This is a genomic window from Clostridium phoceensis (assembly GCF_001244495.1).
GTDB classification, from domain to species: Bacteria; Bacillota; Clostridia; order Oscillospirales; family Oscillospiraceae; genus Lawsonibacter; species Lawsonibacter asaccharolyticus.
On sequence record NZ_LN866274.1, the window covers coordinates 568,162 to 590,220 of the forward strand.

Sequence of the window (22,059 nt, forward strand, 5' to 3'; positions counted from 1 at the left end):
CCCCGCTCCTCCTCAGGCGGGGAGCTCCAGCTCCATTCCCGCCTGGATGCGGTCCGGGTCCTGGATCTGGTCCCGGTTGGCGTCATAGATCTCTACCCACCGCAGGCCGCCGCCCAGCTCCTGCCGGGCGATGGTCCACAGGCAGTCCCCGGGCTGAACCACATAGATCCGCGCCCCGGCCGCGGGCTCTTCCGGCTCCGCAGGTGCCCCGCCGGTCTCCTCCGCCGTCTCCGCGATCTGGATGCGGCCCTGTCCCCCAGGAGCGGAGTAGGCGCTCAGGTCCCCCTCCAGGATCTGGCCCAGGTAACGGATCAGTGCCTGATTGTCCAGCACCGTCTCATCCTTCAGCAGGGTGCAGCCCTGAAACATGGTGTAGCCGTCCCCGCCGCTTTTGAGCATATAGTTGTGGGAGGCCAGGGTATAGACCCGGTCCAGCTCCAGCGGCTGCCCTCCCACCTTCACACCGGTCACCCGGCGGGGGCCGTCCACAGACTGGAAGGCCCCGTTCTCGTCCACCACTACGGAGGAGGGGACAGCGGCGTCAATGGTATAGGTCAGGCCGGACACCTGGAGGAAACCTCCGCTGGTCTGGGGATACTTCCGTGCCCCCATCTCCAAGGCGTCCAGGATCTGCTGTCCGGTGGCCTCCACCAGGCACAGGGCGTTGCCATAGGGGTGCAGGTCCAGGATGTCCCCATAAGTGACCTCCCCCGGCGCCAGCTCCGCCCGGATGCCGCCGCCGTTGACAAAGGCGATATCCGCCCCCATCACCGCCCGGTAGGCGTCGGCGCAGAAGTCCCCCAGGTTGGTCTCCCGGCTCCGGACCCAGTATTCCCCGGTGGCCGGGTCGGTGGTGACCAGGGCCACGTCCGTGCTGCCCACCACTTGGCTCAGCTGCTCCTCATACTGGGCTTGGACAGCGGCGATCTCCTCCTCCATCTCCGGGTCCCTGCCGGCATAGCCGGCCACCAGCTCCGCCTGGATCTCCCCGGTGACGGGGTCCAAGATCACCTGGCCGATGGCGGTCAGGCCGGTGCCCGTCTGGGCCAGCACCACGTCCTTCCCCTCCCGGTTGGGCAGTGTCCGCTCATACTGCTCATGGGAGTGGCCGTCTAGGAACACGTCGATGCCGGTGGTGTGGGCAATGACAGCCTGGGAGGACCACTGGGCAGAGATGCCCTCATTACCCAGATGGCCCACCGCCACCACATAGTCCGCGCCCCCGGCCCGGGCCTGGTCCACTGCGGCCTGGACGCAGTCATACAGCTCCTGTCCGTCTCCTCCCTGCCGGAAGCCGTACACCGCCTCCCCGGCCTCGTCCCGGAAGTAAGTGGGGTCGGTCTTGGTCAGGCTCTCCGGGGTACAGATCCCCACATAGCCTACGGTGGTGTCCCCGTAGTCCAGGAGAGCATAGGGCTGGAACACCGGTTCGCCCGCCGCCAGGCCGGTGAAGTTGCAGCTGAGATAGGGGAACTCCGCCCCGGCCGCCAGCTCCATCAGCCGGTCCACCCCATAGTCGAACTCGTGGTTGCCCGGCACCGCCAGGTCATAGCCCGCCGCGTTCATCAGGGAGATGATGTACTTCCCCTGGGAGAGGGTGCCCACCGCCTGGCCCTGGATGGCATCTCCCGCGTCCACCAGGGTCACCCGGTCCGCCCCGTACTGCTCCTCCAGTGCCCCGGCATAGGCCGCCAGGCCGGCATAGCCGATGGCGTCGTCCAGGGCACAGTGGACGTCGTTGGTGTGGAGGATCACGATCTTCTCTCCCGCCTCCGCCGCCTGGGAGGCGGGTGCCAGGGAGACCGTCAGCAGCAGCGCCGCTGTCAGCGCCGCCCATCTGTCCACCTTTTTCATGTATCATCATCCTTTCCGTTTTCATATTTTCCGCCCTGACAGCGCTCCCGATACCTGCCCGGCGTCTCGCCCACCAGACTCTTGAAGGTCCGGATGAAGCTGTTGGAGGAGTTGAATCCCGTCTGGTAGCCGATCTCCGTCACACTGGCGTCGGTGGACTCCAGCAGCAGGCGGGCCTGCTCCACCCGGTACTGCCGCAGGTAGTGGGAGAAGCCCGGCGGCTGGTATTTGCTGAACAGGCTGGACAGATAGGACACACTCAGCCCCACGTGGCCGCTCACCTCGTTGAGGGACAGCCCGCTGTCCGAGAAGTGGGCGGCGATGTAGTCCCGGGCCCGGTCCATATAGCCACGCTGGCTGTTGTGTCCCCACTCGTCCAGCTCAGCCAGCAGCCGCTCCTGCTCCTGCCAGAAGTCGGGGGAGTCCGCAGCGCAGGCGGCGGAGTATCGCTCCCCCAGTTCCCGCTGGACCTTCAGCACCTGGGTCAGCACGCAGCCCCGCAGCATAGAGCGCATCTGCACCGGGGACTGAGCGCGTCCTACTGCCTGACGCAGGTCCGCCAGCTGGGCCCTGGCCCCCTCCAGCTCTCCGCTCAGCGCCTTCTGGAGCATCTCCCGCACCTGGGCATCATATACGCCCGCACCTACCGGACCGGGGCCGGGCTGCCCGGCCTCCCCGCAGCAATATTTCCGGTAATTCAGGTCCTGTCTGGCCTCCTGCCAGGCGGCGGAGAGCTCCAGCAGGCTTCCTCTGGCCTGGCTGGCCCCCACCGCGGCAGAGAATGGGAAGTCCCGGGTCTCCCGCTCCAGCGCCTGCCGGCAGTCCTCCAGGGGGATGGCGAATCCGCCTGGGACCGGTGGGGAAGCGCACAGCACCGCCGACAGCCCTCCGCCCGGGGCGGGCTGGATCTGGGCAAGGCAGCGCCCCTCCCAAAACCGCTTCAGGCTTCTCCACAGGCTCCGGGTGTAGATCTCCCCCTCCACCGCCGAGGCGCTCCTCTCCGGCACCGCCTCCACCGCCAGCACCAGGTAAGTCCCCTCCAGGGGAAAGGGGCTCTCCAGAGCAGCCAGCATCCTGGACACCTCCTCCGGCTCCGTCTGGCCCCCCTCCAGCAGGGACTGGAAGAACCGCTGGGCCAGCGCCGGGCGCACATCGGAGAGCAGTCCGGTCAGCCGCTGGTTCTCCCGCTGTCCCCGGGCCAGGGCGGCGCTGATGAGCCCGGCCTCGTCCTGGCCCGCCTCCGTCTCCTGCCCTGTGAGCATGGATTCCACGATCCGCTGGATTGGCCGGTAGATCACCTGGAGGATCACCAGGGACAGGATCAGGATCAGCAGGAGCAGCACCGCCGCCGCAGGGAGGAAGGCGGTGAGGATCTCCTGGGGAGAGGGCAGCCAGTCCCCGCTGTTCCAATAGGTCAGGCAGTACCACCCGGCCGTCTGGGACCTGGCCACACAAACTACAGTGTCTCTCTGTCCGCTCAAAGCGTACACGCCTTCCCGGGGAGATTCCCCGGTCACCATCAGCTCCTCCCGCTCCGGGTAGGTCATCCGGTTGGGAAAGACGGGCTCTCCCGCCCCGTCATAGACGTACACCGGGTCTCCGGACAGGCCGCTCCAGCCCTCCTGGAACTGTTCAAACAGGTCTCTGGCGCTGAGCTGGACGATGAGCAGTCCCAGCTTTTTGGGCTGTGGGAAGGCGACCAGCAGATATATCTTTCCGTCCTCACACCACAGGGAGGGGGTCCCGCTCTCCGCCGCCGCGGACCACCGTTCCAGCTGCCCAGGCCGCTCCGGGTCTCCCGCCTCCAGCAGCAGCTGCCGGTCGGTGAGGATCTGCCCACTTTGATAGAGGTAAAGCCAGCACCGCTCGATCAGCTCGTTCCCCTCCCGCAGCCCCTGGATCTGGGCGGCTGCCCCCGAGGTCCTGGAGAAATCCGGCTTTTCCGGTGCCACCAGCAGGCTGGAGACGTCATCGTCCTTCCAGAAGGTCTGGATCTGAAGCTCCAGGGCCTGGATGGTCCGGTCCAGGGAGGTGCTGGTTCGCTGGAGCATGGACATGGTGCCCTCCATCCCCTGCTCCCGGTAGCGGGACACCATCTCTCCCCGGACAAAGAGGTAGGAGCCCCCCACCGTGAGCAGGGAGAAGGCCAGCAGGATGAGGACGGTCCTCCCCAGCAGCTTCTGGGTGCGCAGCCGGCCTACCAGCGAGATGCGATTCATATCCCTTCCCTCTCTTTTTCCACTGTTTTTTATCACGCCAGCAGGTCCCAGACCAGCCGGACGACCAGCAGGGTGAGCACCACGAAGAACATGGGGCGGATCACCTTTGCGCCGCCCTTCAGGGCCAGCCCGGCCCCCACATAGCCCCCCGCGATGCCGAACAGGGCGGCGGGGATGCCCACCGCCCACAGCACCTTCCCCCCCAGGGCGAAGGTCACCAGGCTGGCCAGGTTGGAGGTGGCGTTGGCCACCTTGGTATTGCCCGCAGCGGTAAGCAGGTCGAACCGGCACAGGCCGGTAAAGGCCAGGGTGAGAAAGGTCCCAGCCCCCGGACCAAAAAATCCATCGTAGCACCCGATCACCAGTCCGATGGCCAGAGAGAGAGGCACCAGCTTCCCCACTCCCAGCTCCCCGGACCGGTCCTCCGTCCCGAAGTCCCGTTTAAACAGCAGGAAGACCGCCATCACCGGCACTACAGCCAGCATCAGGTAGTAGAGGGCCTGCTCCGGCATGATCATGTTCAAACGCGCCCCCAGCCAAGCACCCACCAGCGCCCCGGCGCCCCCGGCCAGGGCGGAGGGCAGATGCACGTCCCCCCGCTTCAGAAAACGCCCGGTGGCTATCAGTGTGCCGAAGAAGTTGCCGCACTTGTTGGTGCCGGAGGCCAGGTGCGGGGGCAGTCCTGCCAGCAGATAGGCGGGCAGGGTGATCAGTCCCCCGCCGCCGGCCACCGCGTCGATCAGTCCGCCCAGAAAGACCAGCGGACAGACAATGATCCAGATGCGGATCAGCTCGTCCCATTCCATGTTCATCTCTCCTGTTCCCGGCCTGTGGCCGCCTGACTATTGTACCACAGCTTCTGCCTGGAATCCACATGGAGCGGACAAGATCTTCCGTCCCGCCCGTCAAAGTTCTCCAATTTTCTTTACCCTCTCCCTTGACGTGCCGCCTAAACCTTTGTAAAATAAATTGGTATTGTGTTGTGAGAGGGGAGTGGCCGTCGTGGCCAGGGAAGGGTTTGACAATCAGAAATATTTGACCATGCAGTCCCAGCACATCCGGGACCGCATCGACCAGTTCGGCGGTAAGCTGTATCTGGAGTTCGGCGGCAAGCTGTTCGACGACTTCCATGCCAGCCGGGTGCTGCCCGGCTTTCAGCCGGACAGCAAGATCCGCATGCTGGAGCAGCTGAAGGACAAGGCCGAGATCATCATCGTCATTAACGCCGGCGACATCGAGAAGAACAAGGTGCGGGGCGACCTGGGCATCACCTATGACAGCGACGTCCTTCGCCTCATCGACGCTTTCCGCTCCAAGGGCCTGTATGTGGGCAGCGTGGTAGTCACCCAGTACACCGGGCAGGCCGCCGCCGATTCCTTCCGCCTGCGGCTGGAGAAGCTGGGGGTGCGGGTCTACCGCCACTACTCCATCCAGGGCTACCCCCACAACATCGCCCACATCGTCAGCGATGAGGGGTACGGCAAGAACGACTATATCGAGACCTCCCGCCCTCTGGTGGTGGTCACCGCACCCGGCCCCGGCAGCGGCAAGATGGCCACCTGCCTCAGCCAGCTCTATCACCACTACCGCCGGGGGGTGACGGCGGGCTACGCCAAGTTCGAGACCTTCCCCATCTGGAACCTCCCCCTGAAGCACCCGGTCAATCTGGCCTACGAGGCAGCCACCGCCGACCTGGACGACGTGAACATGATCGACCCCTTCCATCTCCAGGCCTACGGCGAGACCACCGTCAACTACAACCGGGACGTGGAGGTCTTTCCCGTCCTGGCTGCTACCTTTGAGAAGATCACCGGCAGCTGCCCCTATCAGTCCCCCACCGACATGGGGGTGAACATGGCCGGCAACTGCATCACCGACGACGGTGCCTGCCGGGAGGCTGCCTGTCAGGAGATCGTCCGGCGCTACTATGATGTGCTCTCCGACCGCCGGCAGGGCAGGGGAGGGGACGACCCGGTCTATAAACTGGAGCTGTTGATGCAGCAGGCCGGCATCACCCCCGCTATCCGCCCCGTAGTGGACCAGGCCAATCGGCTGGAGGAGGAGACCGGCGAGCCTGCCATGGCCATCCAACTGCCCGACGGCAGGATGGTCACCGGCAAGACCTCCGAGCTGATGGGCTGCTCCGCCGCCGCCCTGCTCAACGCTCTGAAGTCCCTGGCCGGGCTGGGGGGCCATGGCGTGCATCTGATCGCCCAGTCCGCCATCCAGCCCATCCAGACTGTCAAGGTCCAGTATCTGGGGTCAAACAACCCCAGGCTGCACAGCGACGAGGTGCTCATCGCCCTGGCCGCCTCCGCCAATCTGGACCCCAAGGCCGCCCGGGCGCTGGAGGCCCTGGCCCATCTTCAGGGCTGTCAGGCCCACTGCTCCGTCATCCTGTCCCCCGCCGACGAGGGGACTTACCGCAAGCTGGGTATTCAGCTCACCTGCGAGCCCAAGTATCAGACCAACAAGCTCTATCACCGATAAGCGCAAAGAGGCGCCCCCGGGAGAAGGATCTCCCAGGGGCGCTTGTCTATTTGCTCTATAATCAATTTTAATAATAAAAAATTTTTTGTAATGTAAGTTTTAATTTACTCGGCTCTTGGAAGCGTAGGGTGACCGCCGTCTGGCTGATCCCCAGCAGGGACGCCGCCTCCCGGCGTAGTAAATAAGATAGAGGAGCTCCCGCTCCCCGGCCTTCAGCTCCATCACCTGCCGCAGGACCGGCTCCTCCTGGGGCACGGCCACCACCAGAGGCTCGGTCCAGCGCAGCTTCAGCCGCCGTCAGAGACTGCGGCACAGAGGCCGCCCCCGCCGGGGCTGTGGACCGCACCCATTTTTCGCCCATCTGTCCGATTTTTTTCTTGACTCGCACCCCAGACAAGCATAAAATAAACCGGTATTTTTTTCAACAGGATCAAACTTTGATGGAGGGATCAACATGGCAGTGAAGTACATTTTTGTCACCGGCGGCGTGGTTTCCGGCCTGGGCAAGGGCATCACGGCGGCCTCTCTGGGCCGCCTGCTGAAGCAGCGGGGCCTGCGGGTAAAGGTCCAGAAGCTGGACCCGTATCTGAACGTGGACCCGGGCACCATGAGCCCCTACCAGCACGGGGAGGTCTTCGTCACCGACGATGGGGCCGAGACCGACCTGGACCTGGGCCACTATGAGCGCTTTATCGACGAAAACCTCACCGTCCACTCCTCCGTCTCCTCGGGGAAGGTCTACTGGAACGTGCTCAACCGGGAGCGGACCGGGGACTATCTGGGAGCCACGGTCCAGATCATCCCCCACATCACCAATGAGATCAAGCGGAACATTTACTCTCTGGACACCCCGGACACTGACGTGGCCATCGTGGAGATCGGCGGCACCGTGGGCGATATCGAGTCCCAGCCCTTCCTGGAGTCCATCCGCCAGATAGCCGCCGAGCGGGGACGCCACAACGTCATGTTTCTCCATGTCTCCCTCATCGTATCCATCCCCGGCACCGGGGAGCTGAAGAGCAAGCCCACCCAGCACTCCGCCAAAGAGCTGCTCTCCCTGGGCATCCAGCCCGATGTCATCATCTGCCGCAGCGACGCGCCGGTGCCCCGGGATATTTTGGAGAAGATCTCCCTGTTCTGCAACATCCCGGTGGAGAACGCCATCCCCAACCTCACCGCCCCGGTGCTGTACGAGGTTCCCCTGATGCTGGAACGGGAGGGGCTGGCCGACGTGGTGGTCCGCCGGCTGGGGCTGATCTGCCACATGCCCGACCTGACGGAGTGGGCCACCATGGTCCACCGTGCCAAGCATCCACAGGGCAGTGTGGAGATCGCCCTGGTTGGCAAATATGTGGCCCTCCACGACGCCTATCTGTCGGTGGCGGAGGCCCTGACCCACGGGGGCATCGAGAACGACGTGAAGGTGAACATCCGCTGGGTGGACTCGGAGACCGTCACCGACGGGAACGCGGCGGAACTGCTGGACGGGGCGGACGGCGTCCTGGTCCCTGGAGGCTTCGGCAGCCGGGGCATTGAGGGGAAGATCGCCGCCGTGCGCTGGGCCCGGGAGAGCCGGGTCCCCTTCCTGGGCATCTGCCTGGGCATGCAGATGGCGGTGGTGGAGTATGCCCGTCACGTGTGCGGCTGGGCCGACGCCCACTCCAGCGAACTGGACCCCGCCACCACCCATCCGGTGATCGACCTGATGCCCGACCAGCGGGGGGTCACCGCCAAGGGCGGTACCATGCGCCTGGGGGCCTACCCCTGCAAAGTGGTCAGCCGCGGCTCCCGCACCTATCAGGCCTATGGAGCCGAGGAGATCTCCGAGCGGCACCGTCACCGCTACGAGTTCAACAACGAATACCGGGATGCCCTGACCCAGGCGGGGCTGGAGCTGGCCGGCCTGTCCCCCGACGGGCGGCTGGTGGAGATCGTGGAGCTGCCCGGCCACCCCTGGTTCGTTGGGGTACAGTTCCACCCGGAGCTGAAATCCCGGCCCAATAAGGCACACCCCCTGTTCCGCGCCTTCATCGCCGCCGCCAAGGAGAACCGCTCCTGCTGATTTTTCCACATTTCCCTCCACCCCACATCTCCCCGTCCGGGGATGCGGAGCGGCTGCTCCCTCTCTGCGGGGGAGGGGGGATGTCGGATACTTCCCACATTCCCGGTCTTTTCCGCCCTTCCCCCTTGCCAAAGGGACCGGGAGCGGATACAATGGGAGCACATTCCCCGGGAAACACGCAGGAGGTCACGCCATGAAAAAAACTGTCTCTTACTCCAAATCCCAGCTCCTGGACGACCTGGGGCGGCTGGCCCTGATGGTGCTGGCCTCTGTCATCATGGCCGTCAACCTGAAGAGCTTTGTCCAGGCCGGGGACCTGGTGCCGGGAGGCTTTAACGGCCTGACCCTGCTGATCCAGCGGGTGGCGCTGCGGTTCTGGGGCCTGTCCGTCCCCTTCTCCGCCATCAACTTCCTGCTCAATGCGGTGCCCGCCGTCATCAGCTTCAAACTCATCGGCAAGCGGTTCACCCTGTTCTCCTGCGTGGTCATCCTGTGCACCAGCCTGCTCACTGATCTGATCCCCCCCATGCCCATTACCGACGATGTGCTGCTCATCTGCATCTTCGGCGGCCTCATCAACGGCTTTGCCATCAGCCTGTGCCTCCGGGGGAGAGCCACCAGCGGAGGCACCGATTTCATCTCCATCGCCCTCTCCCAGCAGTACGATGTGGATGCCTGGAATTATATATTTATGGGCAATGTGGTGATGCTGGCCGTCTCAGGCGCTCTGTTCGGCTGGGACAAGGCCCTGTATTCCATCCTCTTTCAGTTTGCCTCCACCCAGGTGATCAAGCTGCTGGACCCCAGCGGCCGGCGGGCCACCCTCTTCATCGTCACCCGGCGGGAGACCGCCCAGGCGGTCTGGCAGCAGATCCGGGACACCCACCACAGCGCCACGCTGTTCCAGGGCACCGGCCTCTATGACGGTGAGGAGCGGGTGATGCTCTACTCCGTGGTGGGGGGCAACCAGGTGCGGGCCCTGATCCACCGGGTGCGCCAGACTGACCCCCACGCCTTCGTCAACGTGATGCGCACGGACCAGGTGGCCGGCCGGTTCTACCGGGCCCCCAGGGATTAAAGCAAGGGGCCGCCCCCCGGAGTAGGCGGCCTTTAGCTTGTGGAATAAGCCTCACAGAGTTCGCGTGCGCAGGGTTTGTCCGCCTGCGGCGGACAAACCCTGCGCACGGCAGACTGTAACTTTTTTGACATGCTGAGGGCCCCCGCCATTAAGCGGGGGCCCTCAGCCCTTTTTACGGCTCCTCCATGGTTTTGAGCACCTGCCCTATGCTCTGGGCGAAGAGGCGTGCCCCGGCGATGGCCTCCTGGAGCGTATTTCCATGTCCCCCCACCTCTACCAGAAGGGAACCTGGGGAGAGGTGCTGGTTGTAGCGGCTGGAGCGGAGGGTGATGGGCCGGGCCAGCTGTCCCCAGTCCCGGGTGAGCTCCAGCTGGAGCTTGACGGCCAGGGCCAGATTTTCCCGCCAGTTGGGGTGCTCCATCCCGGAGTCGTTGCTGCCCACCACCAGCATCACCTGGGCTACCTTCTGCCCCTCCACCTCGCTCACCAGCTTATAGGCCGCCCCGTCTGCCGACACCAGGGCGTCCCGGTGGACATCCAAAACAAGTTTGATCGTGGGATACTGCTCCAGCCACTTCTCCACCCCTGCGCAGGAGCGCTCATAGGCCCCGTTATAGGCGGGGTAGTCGTACAGGGTGGTGTCGTGGACCACCTCAAAGCCCTGGCTTCGGAACACCTGGGCCATCTCTTCTCCCACCCGGACCACGTTTTTGGTGCAGTCGGTGGTGCGGTAGGGGTCGCTCTCCACATAGACGTCCTGTTCGTCCTGAGTATAGGCCTCGCTGCCGTGGGTGTGGACGATCAGGATCTGGGGCCCCGCCCCCAGTTTCAGGTCCACCGGCTGGCTGGCCAAGGCAGCCACGTCCACCTCCTGGCCCTGGGTGCTGTTCTTCACATAGATCTGGTCGGTGGTGAGGTAGCTGCCGTCGTCCTTCCCCAGATTGGTGTACTCCACCACCTCGCCGTGCTGGACCGGGGAGAGCTCCGGCTCCTCCTGGTCGTTCTCCTCCTGGTCGATGGGCTCGGCGGGCGGCTCCTCCGCCTGCGCCTGCTCTGCCAGAAAGGCGTCCACCGCCGGGCGGCCGCCGGAGAGCAGGGCGGACTGGGCCAGCAGCAGCCGGCCCCATCGGTCCAGGTCGGGAGAGAGCCCGTCCCCCGCTGGGGCCCCCTCCAGTTCCTGACTCAGCGCGCCCAGAACGAAGGAGGGGGTCTGTCCCAGCCGCCCCAGGGCGTCCCAGGCCCCGGACATATCTGCCGTCAATCCAAAGATCCACAGTGCCGTCAGCGCCAGCCCCAGGGCCGCTCCCCGGCGCAGAGCGCGCAGTCCGCTCTCCCTCCTCTTACCGCCCATGCGATCACTCCTTTTGTAAGCAAGCCTGAAGCATCCTATGCCCAGACGGGGAGATTTATGACGGGCCTGTCCTTTTGCTCCGCGGAAAAACTGTGCCCGCCTCCTATGGAGGCGGACACAGCATATTTTATCCTATCAAATTGGAGAGCAGGGCGAAGATCTGGGGAAAGATGACCGTCACTCCAAGCAGGCGGCAGATCTGGAGCACCACCAGATTGGTGCTGTGGACCCCCAGGTCGGCGGCAATGAGAGCCATCTCCGTGGCTCCTGCGGGGGAGAGGGAGAGCATGGACTCCTTCAAGTCCATCCGAAACGCCCTGGAGATCGCCCGGCCCATCCACACACAGACTAGGATATACCCGGCGATCAGCATCAGGGCGGGCAGGATCAGCTGGCGCAGCTGGAAGATCTGATCCCGGGTGATTCCGGCACCGATGCAGCAGCCCGACACCACCTGGGCCAGCCGCCGCACCCACATGGGCATTGGGGGCGCGCTGCCCGCAAATTTCAGCACGATCACTGCGATCAGAGAGGCACTGAGGGTACCCGCCGGCACACCGGACAGCTTGCCCAGGATGCCCGCTGCCAGCGCCACAGCGAAGGTAGGAAGAAACTTCCGCAGGCTGACATGCGCCTTTTTTCTTTCCAGGGAGTGCGTTCCCTGACCCTCCTCCGGCACCATCTGGTCCCCCTCTATCTTCCGGTCGGCCAGGACAATGATGGAGGGCAGACAGGCCATGCCGAATACCATCCGCACGAACTGCATCACCGCCACCATGGAGGCGTCCGCCCCCATGTCTAGGGCGATGAGCGGGGTGTCCGTCATACCGCCGGGAGCGGCACAAAACAGGGAAGTGAGCAGATCCAGGTCTGTTACCCGCCAGATGAAAAATCCCACCGCCAGATTCAGGGCGAGAAAGGTGGACATCACCGCCAGATAGGGCCGGATGACCCGGGGCAGATGTCTCAGGTCCTCCGTAGTCACCAGACAGCCGATGTAGGCCCCGGTCAGCACTTGGGCCACCACCCGGGTCTGAGGCCAGATGTACGCCTGTCCTGTAGACAGGTTCACCAGTACCGCGCCCAGGATGGCACCTACCAGCATCCCGCCGGGGACCCGCAGCCTCATCAGCAGCAGGCCGCCCCCCGCCGCGGCGGCCACGGTCAAAAGTGTCCATCCCATCCACTCACCCCATCAGCACCATCAGCACAGGGATGGTGATAAAGCAGGCCAGGGTGGACAGGGTGGCACCGGTGGCGGCATACTTGTCGTCCGCCCCGAAGTCCCCCGCCATTACGGTCACCTGACTGACCACCGGCAGGGCGCTCTCCACTACAAAGACCTGATAGGCCAGGCCGGTAATGCCGAACAGGCGGCACATGCCCGCACAGATCAGCGGTGAGATCACCAGCCGGGCCGCCAGCATGGTTGGCAGGCCCTTCATCTGCCGCAGCTGGCTGGGCCGCAGGTTGCTCAGCCCCAGCTCATAGATGATGAAGCCGCAGTAGATCAGCGCCAGGGGGGAGACGGAGCCGCTGATGTACTTGGCAAAGCTCATGAACACCTCGGGAGGACGGAAGCCCACTATCAGCATCAGCACCGAGGCGATCACAGTGAGGATGGGGGGTTTGGTGAACACATCCTTCAAAAAGCCCTTGATTCCCCGGCTGTGGGAGGCGGTGCCCGACCGCTCCACCAGCATCAGAATTACCGACTGGGTGAAGATGGTGTTGGCCAGATAGTAGATCATGACGTAGGGGACGCACACGTCCCCGAACAGCTGGGTTGACAGGGGCAGCCCGACGAACAGGGTGTTGGACACCCCCACCATGGCGGCAAAGACGCCCCACCGGTTTTTGGGCAGGCGCAGCAGGGTGGCCAGCCCCATGCCCAGCAGGATGGTGATGACCACTCCAATGATGGCGGATACCAGCATCAGCCCCGCCTGGGCCAGCATGCTCTGGTCCAGATTGTTCAGCAGGCCGTTGATGCAGTTGCAGGGGACCGCGATGTTGATGATGTACTTGCTCAGGAACTTTTTCTCCTCCGCTTTCATCCAGCCCTTGGTCCCCATAAAATAGCCCACCGCCATAAGCATCAGCAGGACCACCACGGCGGAGACCGCATTTAAAAATTCTCCCAGCATCCGGGACACCTCACTTTATCGATCCAAGATGGGTCAGCCCCGGACATCCTCTCTCCTATGATGTCCGGGGCTTTTTTTCTCTTTCAGCCATTCCCCTCTGGTCCCGGAGCGGGCCGGTTCCCTCTGGGCCGGCGGCGCCGGCGGCGGCTGGGCTTCCGCTCTCCGCCCTCCTGGACGCCCTCCGCCTCCGCTGTCCCGGGCTCCTTGTCCCTCGGCTTCTCCGGCCGGCGCTCCCACTCTCTTCTGGAGCGCTGCTGGCCCTCACCCTGGGAACGGCTCTCCCCGCCGGACGCACCCTCGCTCCGGCCGCCTCTGCGGCGGCGGCGGCGCCCCTCGCCCTCGCCTCTGGGACGCTCTCCCTCCGGCTCCGGGGGACGCTCCCCGTTGAACACCGCCTCCAGGGCGGCGGCCAGTGGGTTGGAGGAAGTGGGCTCCGGGGCGGCCTCCGGTTCAGGCGCCCGGCGCAGCTTGGCCAGCTCCTCCAGCGGCGGCTCCACATAGCCCTCGGGGCGCTTGCCCTTTCCATTGCGCACTACGCAGATCTCGCAGTTGTGGTAGCACTTGGGGGTATCGGGCGCGGAGTCCAGCCGGACCTGGACCTGCTGGCGCAGCAGGTTCACCGAGGAAACTGTCCCCGCCCCGTCCGGCGTCTCCACAAAGGACTCCTGCTTAGGGGTATGCTTTACCAGGTCCTCATAGGCCTCCTGTTCATACTTCAGGCAGCACATCAGCCGCCCGCAGGTGCCGGAGATCTTGGTGGGATTGAGGGAGAGGTTCTGGGTCTTTGCCATCTTAATGGATACCGGTTGGAACTCGTCCAGGAACTGGGCACAGCAGAAGGGCCGGCCGCAGATGCCCAGGCCGCCCAGCATCTTGGCCTCGTCCCGCACACCGATCTGCCGCAGCTCGATGCGGGCATGGATGGTGCTGGCCAGGTCCTTCACCAGGGCCCGGAAGTCCACCCGGCCTTCCGCCGTGAAGAAGAAGAGCACCTTGTTTCCCTCAAAGCTGTACTCCGCCTCCACCAGCTTCATCTCCAGGCCGTGGGCGGCGATCTTCTCCTGACAGATCTGGAAGGCCTTTGCCTCCTTCTCCCGGTTTTTTTCCACCGTCTTCTCGTCTTCCTCCGTGGCGATGCGCACCAGTGGGCGCAGGGGCTGGACCACAGTCTCCTCCTCCACCTGGGTGTTCCCCTGAGCACACTCTCCGTATTCCAGGCCCCGGGAGGTCTCCACGATCACTCCCTGTCCAGGCTGCACCTCCAGCCCGGCGGGGTCAAAATAATATTGCTTTCCGCCGCTTTTGAAGCGGACGCCGATGATCTCTACCATAAGGTCCTCCTGTTGCTATATTGGGGATCGCACGGGGTGGGAACGGCACCCCGGCGCGAGGGAGTCACGGGCGCAGAAACATCCCCGCGCACAGCCATCCGGCCACCTGGCCCGGGTTGGCGTTCAGGTCCGCCCCGTCCCGCAGGCGGCGCAGCAGCTCGGCGGCCGCCAGCAGACGGCGGGGCCGCTGGGAGCCGGGCAGGCGGGCCCCGATCTGGATCAATGTCCGGTCCAGTACAGCGGTAAGCTCTTCCCGGCTCAGTTTGTCCAGGGCCTGGGTGGCCTCGAAGAAGGCCAGCTCATCTTCCCCCTCCAGAGCGGCGGACAGGGAGCGGGCCGTCTCCTCCAGTCCGTCCTCCTCCTGACCGCCCTCCAGCAGCGCCGCGGCCCGGCCCAGGATGCCCTGGCACTCCAGAGCGGCCCGGTGGATCTCCTCCGCCGTTCTCCCGGGAAATGCCTTGGCCAGCCACTCCTCCGCCTGAGCCGGGGAGACGGGGGCCAGCTCCAGGGTCTCACATCGGGAGCGCACCGTGGGCAGCAGGGCGGAGCCGTTCTCCGCCAGAAGGAAAAAGACCGCATAGGCGGGGCCGTCCTCCAGCAGCTTGAGCATGGCGTTCTGGGCACTGGCGTTCATCCGATCTGCCCGCTCCAACAGGTACACCTTCCGCTCCGCCTCGTTTGGACGGACATAGGCGTCGGTGCGCAGGGCACGGACCTGATCCACGGTGATGGGTTTTCCGCCGCTGCCAGCAATCACGGTGATGTCGGGATGGATGCCCCCGGCGGCCTTTCTGCAATGGGAACAACGGCCGCAGGGCCGGAGCTGAGGCTGGGCGGAGCACACCAGGGCCGCCGCCATCTGGGCGGCCAGGGTATGCCGGCCGCTGCCCGCCGGGCCGGCGACGATATAGGCGTGGGCCAGGTCCCCCTCCCGGTGGGCCAGCTGGGCCTTGATCTGGGCATTGCCCGCCAGGGCTGTCAATTCCATGGTCGCTTCCTCACTTGCGCCGCCGCCCCCCTTTTCATGGCATGGCCGCGACGGTTACTTCCCGATTATTATAGCCTATTTGTCTGAAATAGGCCAGCTCTTTTTTCCCAATTCGTTCCCCGGGGGCCACCACCGGCACACCTGGGGGATAGGGGGCCAGCTGGCAGGTGCATACCCGCCCCTCTGTCCGCTCCAGAGGAAGGACCTCCGCTGGGGCGAACTGGGCCTGCCGGGGGGAGAGCACCCGCTCCGGCAGGGGAGGGGGCGGCAGGGGCGCACTGTCCCCCATCTGCTCCTCCATCCCTTCCAGGACGGACTCCAGGCGGTCCAGAACCTCCTCCCCGTCGCAGGCGGTGAGGATAAAGACCACATGGCCCCCGTCCTCCATCTCCGGCCAGATATTGCATCGGCTCTCCAGCTGCCCGGTGAAGGCCGGCCCGTTCTTCACCTTCAGAGTAAAGCGGGTGGGGTCCAGGGGCAGGGGAGGGCACAGGGATGGGAACCGGCACCGCAGGGCGGCGGTCCGCCGGGCCACCCGCCCATACTCTCCGGCACCCGGTCCCTCCAGCCACTCACGGGCCGTGTCCAGGGAGGCCAGGATGGGGTAGGAGGGGCTGGAGGTGCCGTAGATGGCGGCAGTTCGCCGCACCTGTCCCGGGTCGATGCCGTTGGTGAACAGCAGGGCCGCCTGCCCCATGGCGGGCAGGGTCTTGTGGGCGCTCACCACCACCGCGTCCGCTCCCCGGTAGGCATCCATCCCCAAAAATTTCAGATGGGCTCCGTGGGCACCGTCCACCACCAGTTTTCCACCGTGGGCGTGGACTACTCCCGCAATGGCGGGAATATCCGACAACAATCCGCAATAAGTTGGTGATGTAATACAAACAGTTTTGATAGTTGGATCTTGATCCAGCATTTTTTTCACATCCAGGGGGGAAAACGGGCCGGCCACCCCCTCTTCCGCCAGCCAGGGGCGTGGAAGAAATATCGGGTCCAGATCCAGAAGAGCCAGGGCGTGGAAGGTGGAGCGGTGGCAGCTCCGGTCCACCAACACCCGGCTCCCCGGGGGACAGCACAGGGTCAGAGCGGTATGGATACCCATGGTGGAGCCGCCGGTGAGAAACTGGCAGTACTCCGCTCCCATGCGGCGGGCCCACAGGGCCTGGGCCTCCCGGATAGGAGAGAGATCCTCATACAGATTCCCTGTAGACGGGATCTCTGTCACATCCAGCCGCGCCAGGGGGGCCAGCTCGGGGCAGGGAAGAAAGGCTCCCTTGTGGCCGGGCATATGGAAGCGGAGGGGAGCTTTTGCAGCGTATCCTCTCAGGGCATCATAGAGCGGTGTGGGCATGACTGGCCTCCTTTCCGGTGTAAGAAGGCGCGGCGGGAATGAAATCCCGCCGCGCCTGTGAGTCTCTACTTTTTCTGTCCGGGGGCATAGGCCACGACCGTGCGGCGGTTGGGCTCGGTCCCGGTGGAGTAGGTGGTCACGTTGGGGTGATCCTGGAGTGCGGTGTGGATCACATGGCGCTCGTAGGCGTTCATGGGCTCCAGGGTCACATTCTTCCGGTATTTGACCACCTTGCCGGCCACCTTTACCGCCAGCCGCTGGAGAGACTCCTCCCGCTTGGCCCGATAGCCCTCGGCATCCACATGGATGCGCACCCGCTTAGACTGGCCGTGGTTCACAGAGTAATTGGTCAGCTGCTGAATGGCATCCAGAGTCTCGCCCCGGCGGCCAATGATAGCCCCCAGGCCCTGGCCCTGAAGGACCACCTTATAGCTTCCCTCAGGGGTCAGAGTGATCTCAGGGACGGCCTGCACATGGAGGTGTTCCATCAGCCCAGTGAGAAAGGTCCGGATCTGCTCCGCCTTCCCGTCATCCCCTTGAACAGGGGCGGGCTCCTCAGCGGCGATCAGCACCTCATCCCCGGGCAGGAGACGGTTGGCATCCTCCCTCTGGGGTGCGGGAGCCGGCTCCTGCTCCTCCGCTGCGGAGGCAGCGGCCTCCTGAACCGTCTCCTCCGCGGCCGCAGGGGCGGTCTGCTCCTCGTCCGGGACCTCATAGCTCACCCGAACCTTGGCGGGGTTTCCGCCAAATCCCAAAAAGCCGGATTTGGCCCGCTCGATCACTTCCACCGAGACGTCATCCCGGTCCATGCCCAGCTGAAACAGGGCCGCAGCAATGGCGTCCTCCTCCGAACGGCCGGTGGTCTCAATCCATTTCAACATTGTCAGAACCCTCCTTATTCGGCCTGATCCTTGGACTTGTCCTCGTCAGGCTCCTCCCCGGACTCATCCTGCTCAGCCTCTTCCGCTTCTTCCCCGGACAGTTCCTCTTCAGAGCCGTCTATAGCCTCACTGACGGACTCCAGGGCGGCGGTCTCCTTCTCTTCCTCAATCGGGCTGGTCTCTGGAAGGGCGGAGGCCAGCTCCTCTCCGGCCAGGGCGTTTTCCGCCTGTTCTCCCTTCTCCCTGCGCGCCTGTTCCACCGCATCCTCCGGGATCTCCGGGGCGTTGGGGTCGTGGTAGGGAGTCACGCCGCCGAAGCGGTTGGGATCATAGGCACGGCCCCGGGCATAGGTCCGCATCCCCACCCGGCTGTCGCTCTTTCGGATGCCAGGCTGATCGGAGTCGCTCTTCTTCTGGCCGGGCTTCTTTTTGCCACGGTTTTTCTTCTCCTCTTCCAGGCGGCGCTGACGCTCCAGGCGGGCCTCCTCCTTGCGGCGCTTCTCCTCTTCTTTCTCCTGGCGCTCCCGCTCGGCGGCGGCGGCTCGGGCGGCCTCATAGTCCTTTTTCAGTATCTTTCCTGCAATGAGCTCCTGGATGACGGAGAACAGGCTGTTGGCGATCCAGTAGACACACATGGCCACCGGCATCATAAAGCCGATCCACAGGGACATCAAAGGCATGGTCCACATCATGATCCGATTGGTCTTTTCCACCTGCTCGTTGCCGCTCTGGTTGTTCATCTGGTTGGTCTTCATGGAGATTTTGGACATGAAGATGCTGGAGAAAGCGGATATCACGATGAGCAGGAAGGCGCCGATGTACTGCCAGTTCAGGTGCTCCCAGATCTTCCAGGTGGGCAGCATAGCCAGATCCAGTCCCAGAAAATCAAAGTTCATCACAAAGACCCGGGTGCCCTCTCCCAGGGCGGCGGTGATGGCGGGCAGGGTGTTCTCATTGACCAGAGAGGCCAGATACAGCTGGTTATAGCCCACATTCTGGAACACGGTGGCGATCTCCCCCGCGTTGAACTGCTCCACCAGCTTGGCCATGGCATCGGCAGTGACCCAGCCGTGGTTCACGGCCAGCGTCTGCCAGTCCACGGAGGCGGCCACCTGGGCGATCTGATTGCTGTCCAGCCCCATCAGGTAGAGCAGGGGCTGGCGGATGATGGCATACAGGGGCAGCAGGATCAGAATGGGAAGGAAGGACCACAGACACCCGCTCATGGGGTTGACCTTCTCCCGCTCATAGAGGCGCTGGACCTCCATATTGTAGCGCTCCCGGTCCTTGCCGTACTGCTTCTGCAGCTGCTGCATCTTGCCGGAGAGCAGGTTCATCTGGATCATACCCTTTTTGCCCTTGATGGTCAGAGGGAAGAGGATGATCTTGATGACCAGTGCAAAAAGGATCAGGGAAATACCGTAGCTGTCGGTAAAGCTGTAAAAAAAGTTCAGCAACCAGCTGAAAGGGGACAGGATGTAGTACATAACGCCCATTGATGATGTGCCTCCGTCTCAAATTCTTTCGTGGGAGCCCCTCTCACGGGACAGGGTCGTATTGGATGGACTTCTGCCGATGGAAGGGATTGCACCGAAGGACCCGGCGCAGGGCCAGCCAGCCGCCCTTCCACGCGCCGTACTTCTCCACCGCCTCCACGGCATAGGCCGAGCAGGTGGGGATAAAGCGGCAGCAGGGCGGCCGCATGGGGGATATGGCCTTCTGATAAAATCGGATCAGTCCGATGAGGATACGCTTCACAGCGCTTCACCCGCCTCCCGGCCCCGGCGCAGCTCCAGCTTTTCCGTCAATCTCCGAAAGCTGCGCTGAAGGTCGGCGTATTTGCCATAGATCACCCGGGTGCGGGCCACCACTACAATGTCATAGCCGGGGAGCAGAGCCTGCTCCTCCCCCCGGTAGAGCTCCCGGATCCGGCGGCGGGCCCGGTTGCGCTTGACTGCGTTGCCCAGTTTGACGCCGGTGGTGATGCCCAGGCGGCTGTATGACCGGCGGTTGGGCCGGCAGTAGAGGACAAAATAGGGGCTGACCGCACTGCGGCCCTTGCTGTACAGGCGGCGGAACTCGTGATTCTGTTTCAATGCCACGGTATGCTTCACGGTCATCCCTCCACCCGGGCACCGACCCGGTCCAATAGGGCATCGATGCCCCGCTTTTTCCCATATGCACCGCAGGGGCGGGGGAATTTCTCCCACGCCCCTCAAGCTGCATATCGGTCGATTGTGTCCTCGCTGCCGTATCTCATAGGAGATCTCGATCCTCGTCCGGAGAGGCGGAATGCCTCCCCTTTCCCCACATCAGTGGGTCAGACGAGCACGGCCCCTGGCACGGCGGCGGGCCAGGACCTTGCGGCCATTCGCGGTGGCCATACGCTTGCGGAAGCCGTGCTCCTTAGAGCGCTGGCGCTTCTTAGGCTGATAGGTACGAAGCATGGGGGACACCTCCTCGTTCAAGTTCAGACACCGTCCATTGGACGGCGCATTCAGACCGGCGTTCCGGTCCAGCAACAGCCTTTCGGCTGCGGTCTGTACACAAACAGTCCCGCAAAAAAGGGCAGAAAGACCCGCTCTCACAGGACAGCGTCACCTATTATAGACTAAGAAATCCAGCTGTGTCAATGAATTTTTGCGCAAAATCCTCCTTATTTTTTTCAACTCCCGTTTATTCACAATATCTTGTGTATTTTCTTTCCCATCTCCACAACTCACAGATACTCTTATAAATAAAATATGGGCCAAAACCTTGCGATTTGGTCCCTTTTTTGATATAATAAAGTGTAATGCGATCCGCTGTTTTTTGATGCCGCCGGCTCCTTCCCAGGGGGCCGCTCTCCGGCGGGCCCGCCCTCTCCCGGCCCTGTTTTCCGGCGCCGGATCTCAATCCACAGGAATGGAGGAGTTCCATGAACCCAGCCGCTGATATCTGGGCCAAGGTACTGGCCCTGATGCAGAACGAGATGACCACCACCACCATCAACACCTGGTTTGACGACACCACTGCGGTGGAACTGGAGGGGGACCGCTTCGTCCTCTACTCCCCCACCCCCTTCAAACGGGATATCATCGCCAGCCGGTATCTTCCCGCCATCCAGAACGCCCTGCGGGAGCTGTTCTCCGCCGAATTTCAGGTGACTGTGCTCACCGAGGGGGAGCTTGACCGATACCAGCAGCCGAAAAAAAACGATTTGATCCCTGGAACGGAGGAGTACACCTTTGAGCGCTTCGTGGTGGGCTCCTCCAACAAATTTGCCCATGCCGCCGCCCGGGCGGTGGCCGATAATCCAGGGCACAGCTATAACCCCCTCTACATCTACGGGGAGTCCGGTCTGGGCAAGACCCACCTGCTCTACGCCATCGCCAACTCTATCCATCAGAACAAACCCGGCCTGTCGGTGGTCTACGTAAAAGGGGATACCTTCACCAACGAGCTGATCCAGGCCATTCGGGAGGGACGCAACCAGGAGTTCCGGGACAAGTACCGCTCCGCCGACATCTTCCTCATGGATGACGTGCAATTCGTGGCCGGACGGGCTTCCACCCAGGAGGAGATGTTCCATACCTTCAACACGCTGTATGAGGCCAAGCGCCAGATCGTTTTCACCTCCGACCGGCCGCCCAAAGAGATGCTGCGGCTGGATGACCGTCTGAAGACCCGGTTCGAATGGGGCCTGCTGGCCGATATTCAGCCCCCAGACTACGAGACCCGCATGGCCATCATCAAAAACAAGTCCATCCGCATGGGCATCGAGCTGCCCGAGTTCCTGCTCCAGCTCATCGCGGAAAACATTACCGCCAACGTGCGCCAGATCGAAGGTACTGTGAATAAGATCATGGCCTATCAGGACCTGATGGGGGACACAGTGGATAAGGACACCGTCGTCCGGGCGGTGAAGGACATGTTCAAGGACAAATCCGACATCGTCCCCACCGCCGACGTGATCATTGATGAGGTGTGCAAATTCTATAACATCGAGCCCGATTCCCTTCGGGGACAGGGCCGCACCAAGGACATCTCCCTGGCCCGGCAGATCGCCATGTATCAGATCCGCCGCATGACCAACCTCTCCCTGAAGGAGATCGGCCGGGAGTTTGAGGGCCGGGACCACACCACCGTGCTCCACTCCATCGAGCGCATTGAAAAGATGGTGAAGGAGAGCCCGGAGACCGCCGAGATCATTAAGGACATCACCGCCAACATCAACATTCGCTACGAATAAAGTTTTCTCCACCATTCCACCGAATTTTGTGGATATGTGGAAAACTCCCTGTGGATGATTTTTAGGTTTTTTGCCC

General features: G+C 63.5%; 18 protein-coding genes. 4 read left to right on the plus strand and 14 right to left on the minus strand.

Translation table 11 applies throughout. From position 1 onward, the window contains the following. Nucleotides 1-12 precede the first annotated feature (12 nt). Genes BN1969_RS03495 through BN1969_RS03505 form a run of 3 tightly spaced genes read right to left on the minus strand, consistent with a single transcriptional unit; the run spans nt 13 to nt 4,879 of the window. Complete coding sequence (locus BN1969_RS03495) at nt 13-1,854, minus strand: 5'-nucleotidase C-terminal domain-containing protein (protein WP_077138684.1); 1,842 nt, start codon at nt 1,852-1,854, stop codon at nt 13-15. Then, nucleotides 1,851-4,073: a helix-turn-helix domain-containing protein gene (locus BN1969_RS18820; RefSeq protein WP_050623026.1), complete on the minus strand. Its 2,223-nt coding sequence runs from the start codon at nt 4,071-4,073 to the stop codon at nt 1,851-1,853. Before BN1969_RS18820 ends, BN1969_RS03495 begins: the two co-directional genes overlap by 4 nt. A 32-nt stretch (nt 4,074-4,105) precedes the next feature. Beyond that, nucleotides 4,106-4,879 (minus strand): TSUP family transporter, encoded by a 774-nt coding sequence (locus BN1969_RS03505; protein ID WP_050623027.1) that lies wholly within the window; start codon nt 4,877-4,879, stop codon nt 4,106-4,108. 196 nt (nt 4,880-5,075) lie between these two features. On the opposite strand from BN1969_RS03505, the gene BN1969_RS03510 reads away from it, so the two are divergent. The 3 genes from BN1969_RS03510 to BN1969_RS03520 all read left to right on the plus strand — a co-directional run bounded on the left by BN1969_RS03510 (nt 5,076) and on the right by BN1969_RS03520 (nt 9,703). After that, entirely contained in the window at nt 5,076-6,563 is a 1,488-nt protein-coding gene (locus BN1969_RS03510; RefSeq protein ID WP_077138685.1) for a DUF1846 domain-containing protein, read from the plus strand. A 454-nt stretch (nt 6,564-7,017) separates the two neighbouring features. Continuing rightward, nucleotides 7,018-8,625 (plus strand): CTP synthase, encoded by a 1,608-nt coding sequence (locus BN1969_RS03515; protein ID WP_050623028.1) that lies wholly within the window; start codon nt 7,018-7,020, stop codon nt 8,623-8,625. 193 nt (nt 8,626-8,818) lie between these two features. Next, nucleotides 8,819-9,703, plus strand: coding sequence for a YitT family protein (locus BN1969_RS03520; RefSeq protein WP_050623029.1), 885 nt, complete (start codon nt 8,819-8,821; stop codon nt 9,701-9,703). 172 nt (nt 9,704-9,875) lie between these two features. On the opposite strand, the gene spoIIP is transcribed toward BN1969_RS03520, so the two are convergent. From spoIIP to rpmH, 11 genes are all read right to left on the minus strand, one after another. Further along, on the minus strand, nt 9,876-11,054 hold the full coding sequence (gene spoIIP, locus BN1969_RS03525; protein WP_050623030.1) for a stage II sporulation protein P: 1,179 nt from the start codon (nt 11,052-11,054) through the stop codon (nt 9,876-9,878). Between the two features lie 127 nt (nt 11,055-11,181). After that, complete coding sequence (locus BN1969_RS03530) at nt 11,182-12,237, minus strand: AbrB family protein (protein ID WP_077138686.1); 1,056 nt, start codon at nt 12,235-12,237, stop codon at nt 11,182-11,184. A 4-nt stretch (nt 12,238-12,241) separates the two neighbouring features. Next, nucleotides 12,242-13,201 carry an AEC family transporter gene (locus tag BN1969_RS03535; RefSeq protein ID WP_050623032.1) on the minus strand — a complete coding sequence of 320 codons (960 nt, stop codon included), beginning with the start codon at nt 13,199-13,201 and terminating at the stop codon, nt 12,242-12,244. Between the two features lie 83 nt (nt 13,202-13,284). Then, entirely contained in the window at nt 13,285-14,532 is a 1,248-nt protein-coding gene (locus BN1969_RS03540) for a PSP1 domain-containing protein (RefSeq protein WP_050623033.1), read from the minus strand. A gap of 64 nt (nt 14,533-14,596) precedes the next feature. Beyond that, entirely contained in the window at nt 14,597-15,520 is a 924-nt protein-coding gene (locus tag BN1969_RS03545; protein WP_050623034.1) for a DNA polymerase III delta subunit-related protein, read from the minus strand. Between the two features lie 34 nt (nt 15,521-15,554). After that, on the minus strand, nt 15,555-16,871 hold the full coding sequence (locus BN1969_RS03550; protein WP_050623035.1) for an aminotransferase class I/II-fold pyridoxal phosphate-dependent enzyme: 1,317 nt from the start codon (nt 16,869-16,871) through the stop codon (nt 15,555-15,557). 65 nt (nt 16,872-16,936) lie between these two features. Then, nucleotides 16,937-17,752, minus strand: coding sequence for an RNA-binding cell elongation regulator Jag/EloR (gene jag, locus BN1969_RS03555; RefSeq protein WP_050623036.1), 816 nt, complete (start codon nt 17,750-17,752; stop codon nt 16,937-16,939). A 14-nt stretch (nt 17,753-17,766) separates the two neighbouring features. Then, nucleotides 17,767-19,248, minus strand: coding sequence for a YidC/Oxa1 family membrane protein insertase (locus tag BN1969_RS03560; protein WP_050623037.1), 1,482 nt, complete (start codon nt 19,246-19,248; stop codon nt 17,767-17,769). A 43-nt stretch (nt 19,249-19,291) separates the two neighbouring features. Further along, nucleotides 19,292-19,510, minus strand: a complete 219-nt coding sequence (gene yidD, locus BN1969_RS03565) for a membrane protein insertion efficiency factor YidD (protein ID WP_050623038.1) — start codon at nt 19,508-19,510, stop codon at nt 19,292-19,294. Further along, nucleotides 19,507-19,866: a ribonuclease P protein component gene (rnpA, locus tag BN1969_RS03570; RefSeq protein WP_050623039.1), complete on the minus strand. Its 360-nt coding sequence runs from the start codon at nt 19,864-19,866 to the stop codon at nt 19,507-19,509. Before rnpA ends, yidD begins: the two co-directional genes overlap by 4 nt. Before the next feature lie 198 nt (nt 19,867-20,064). Next, on the minus strand, nt 20,065-20,199 hold the full coding sequence (gene rpmH / locus BN1969_RS03575) for a 50S ribosomal protein L34 (protein WP_050623040.1): 135 nt from the start codon (nt 20,197-20,199) through the stop codon (nt 20,065-20,067). Nucleotides 20,200-20,669: 470 nt separating this feature from the next. On the opposite strand from rpmH, the gene dnaA reads away from it, so the two are divergent. Next, the gene (dnaA, locus tag BN1969_RS03580; protein WP_050623041.1) at nt 20,670-21,983 is read left to right on the plus strand and encodes a chromosomal replication initiator protein DnaA; all 1,314 of its coding nucleotides are present in this window, start codon (nt 20,670-20,672) and stop codon (nt 21,981-21,983) included. Nucleotides 21,984-22,059: the final 76 nt, after the last annotated feature.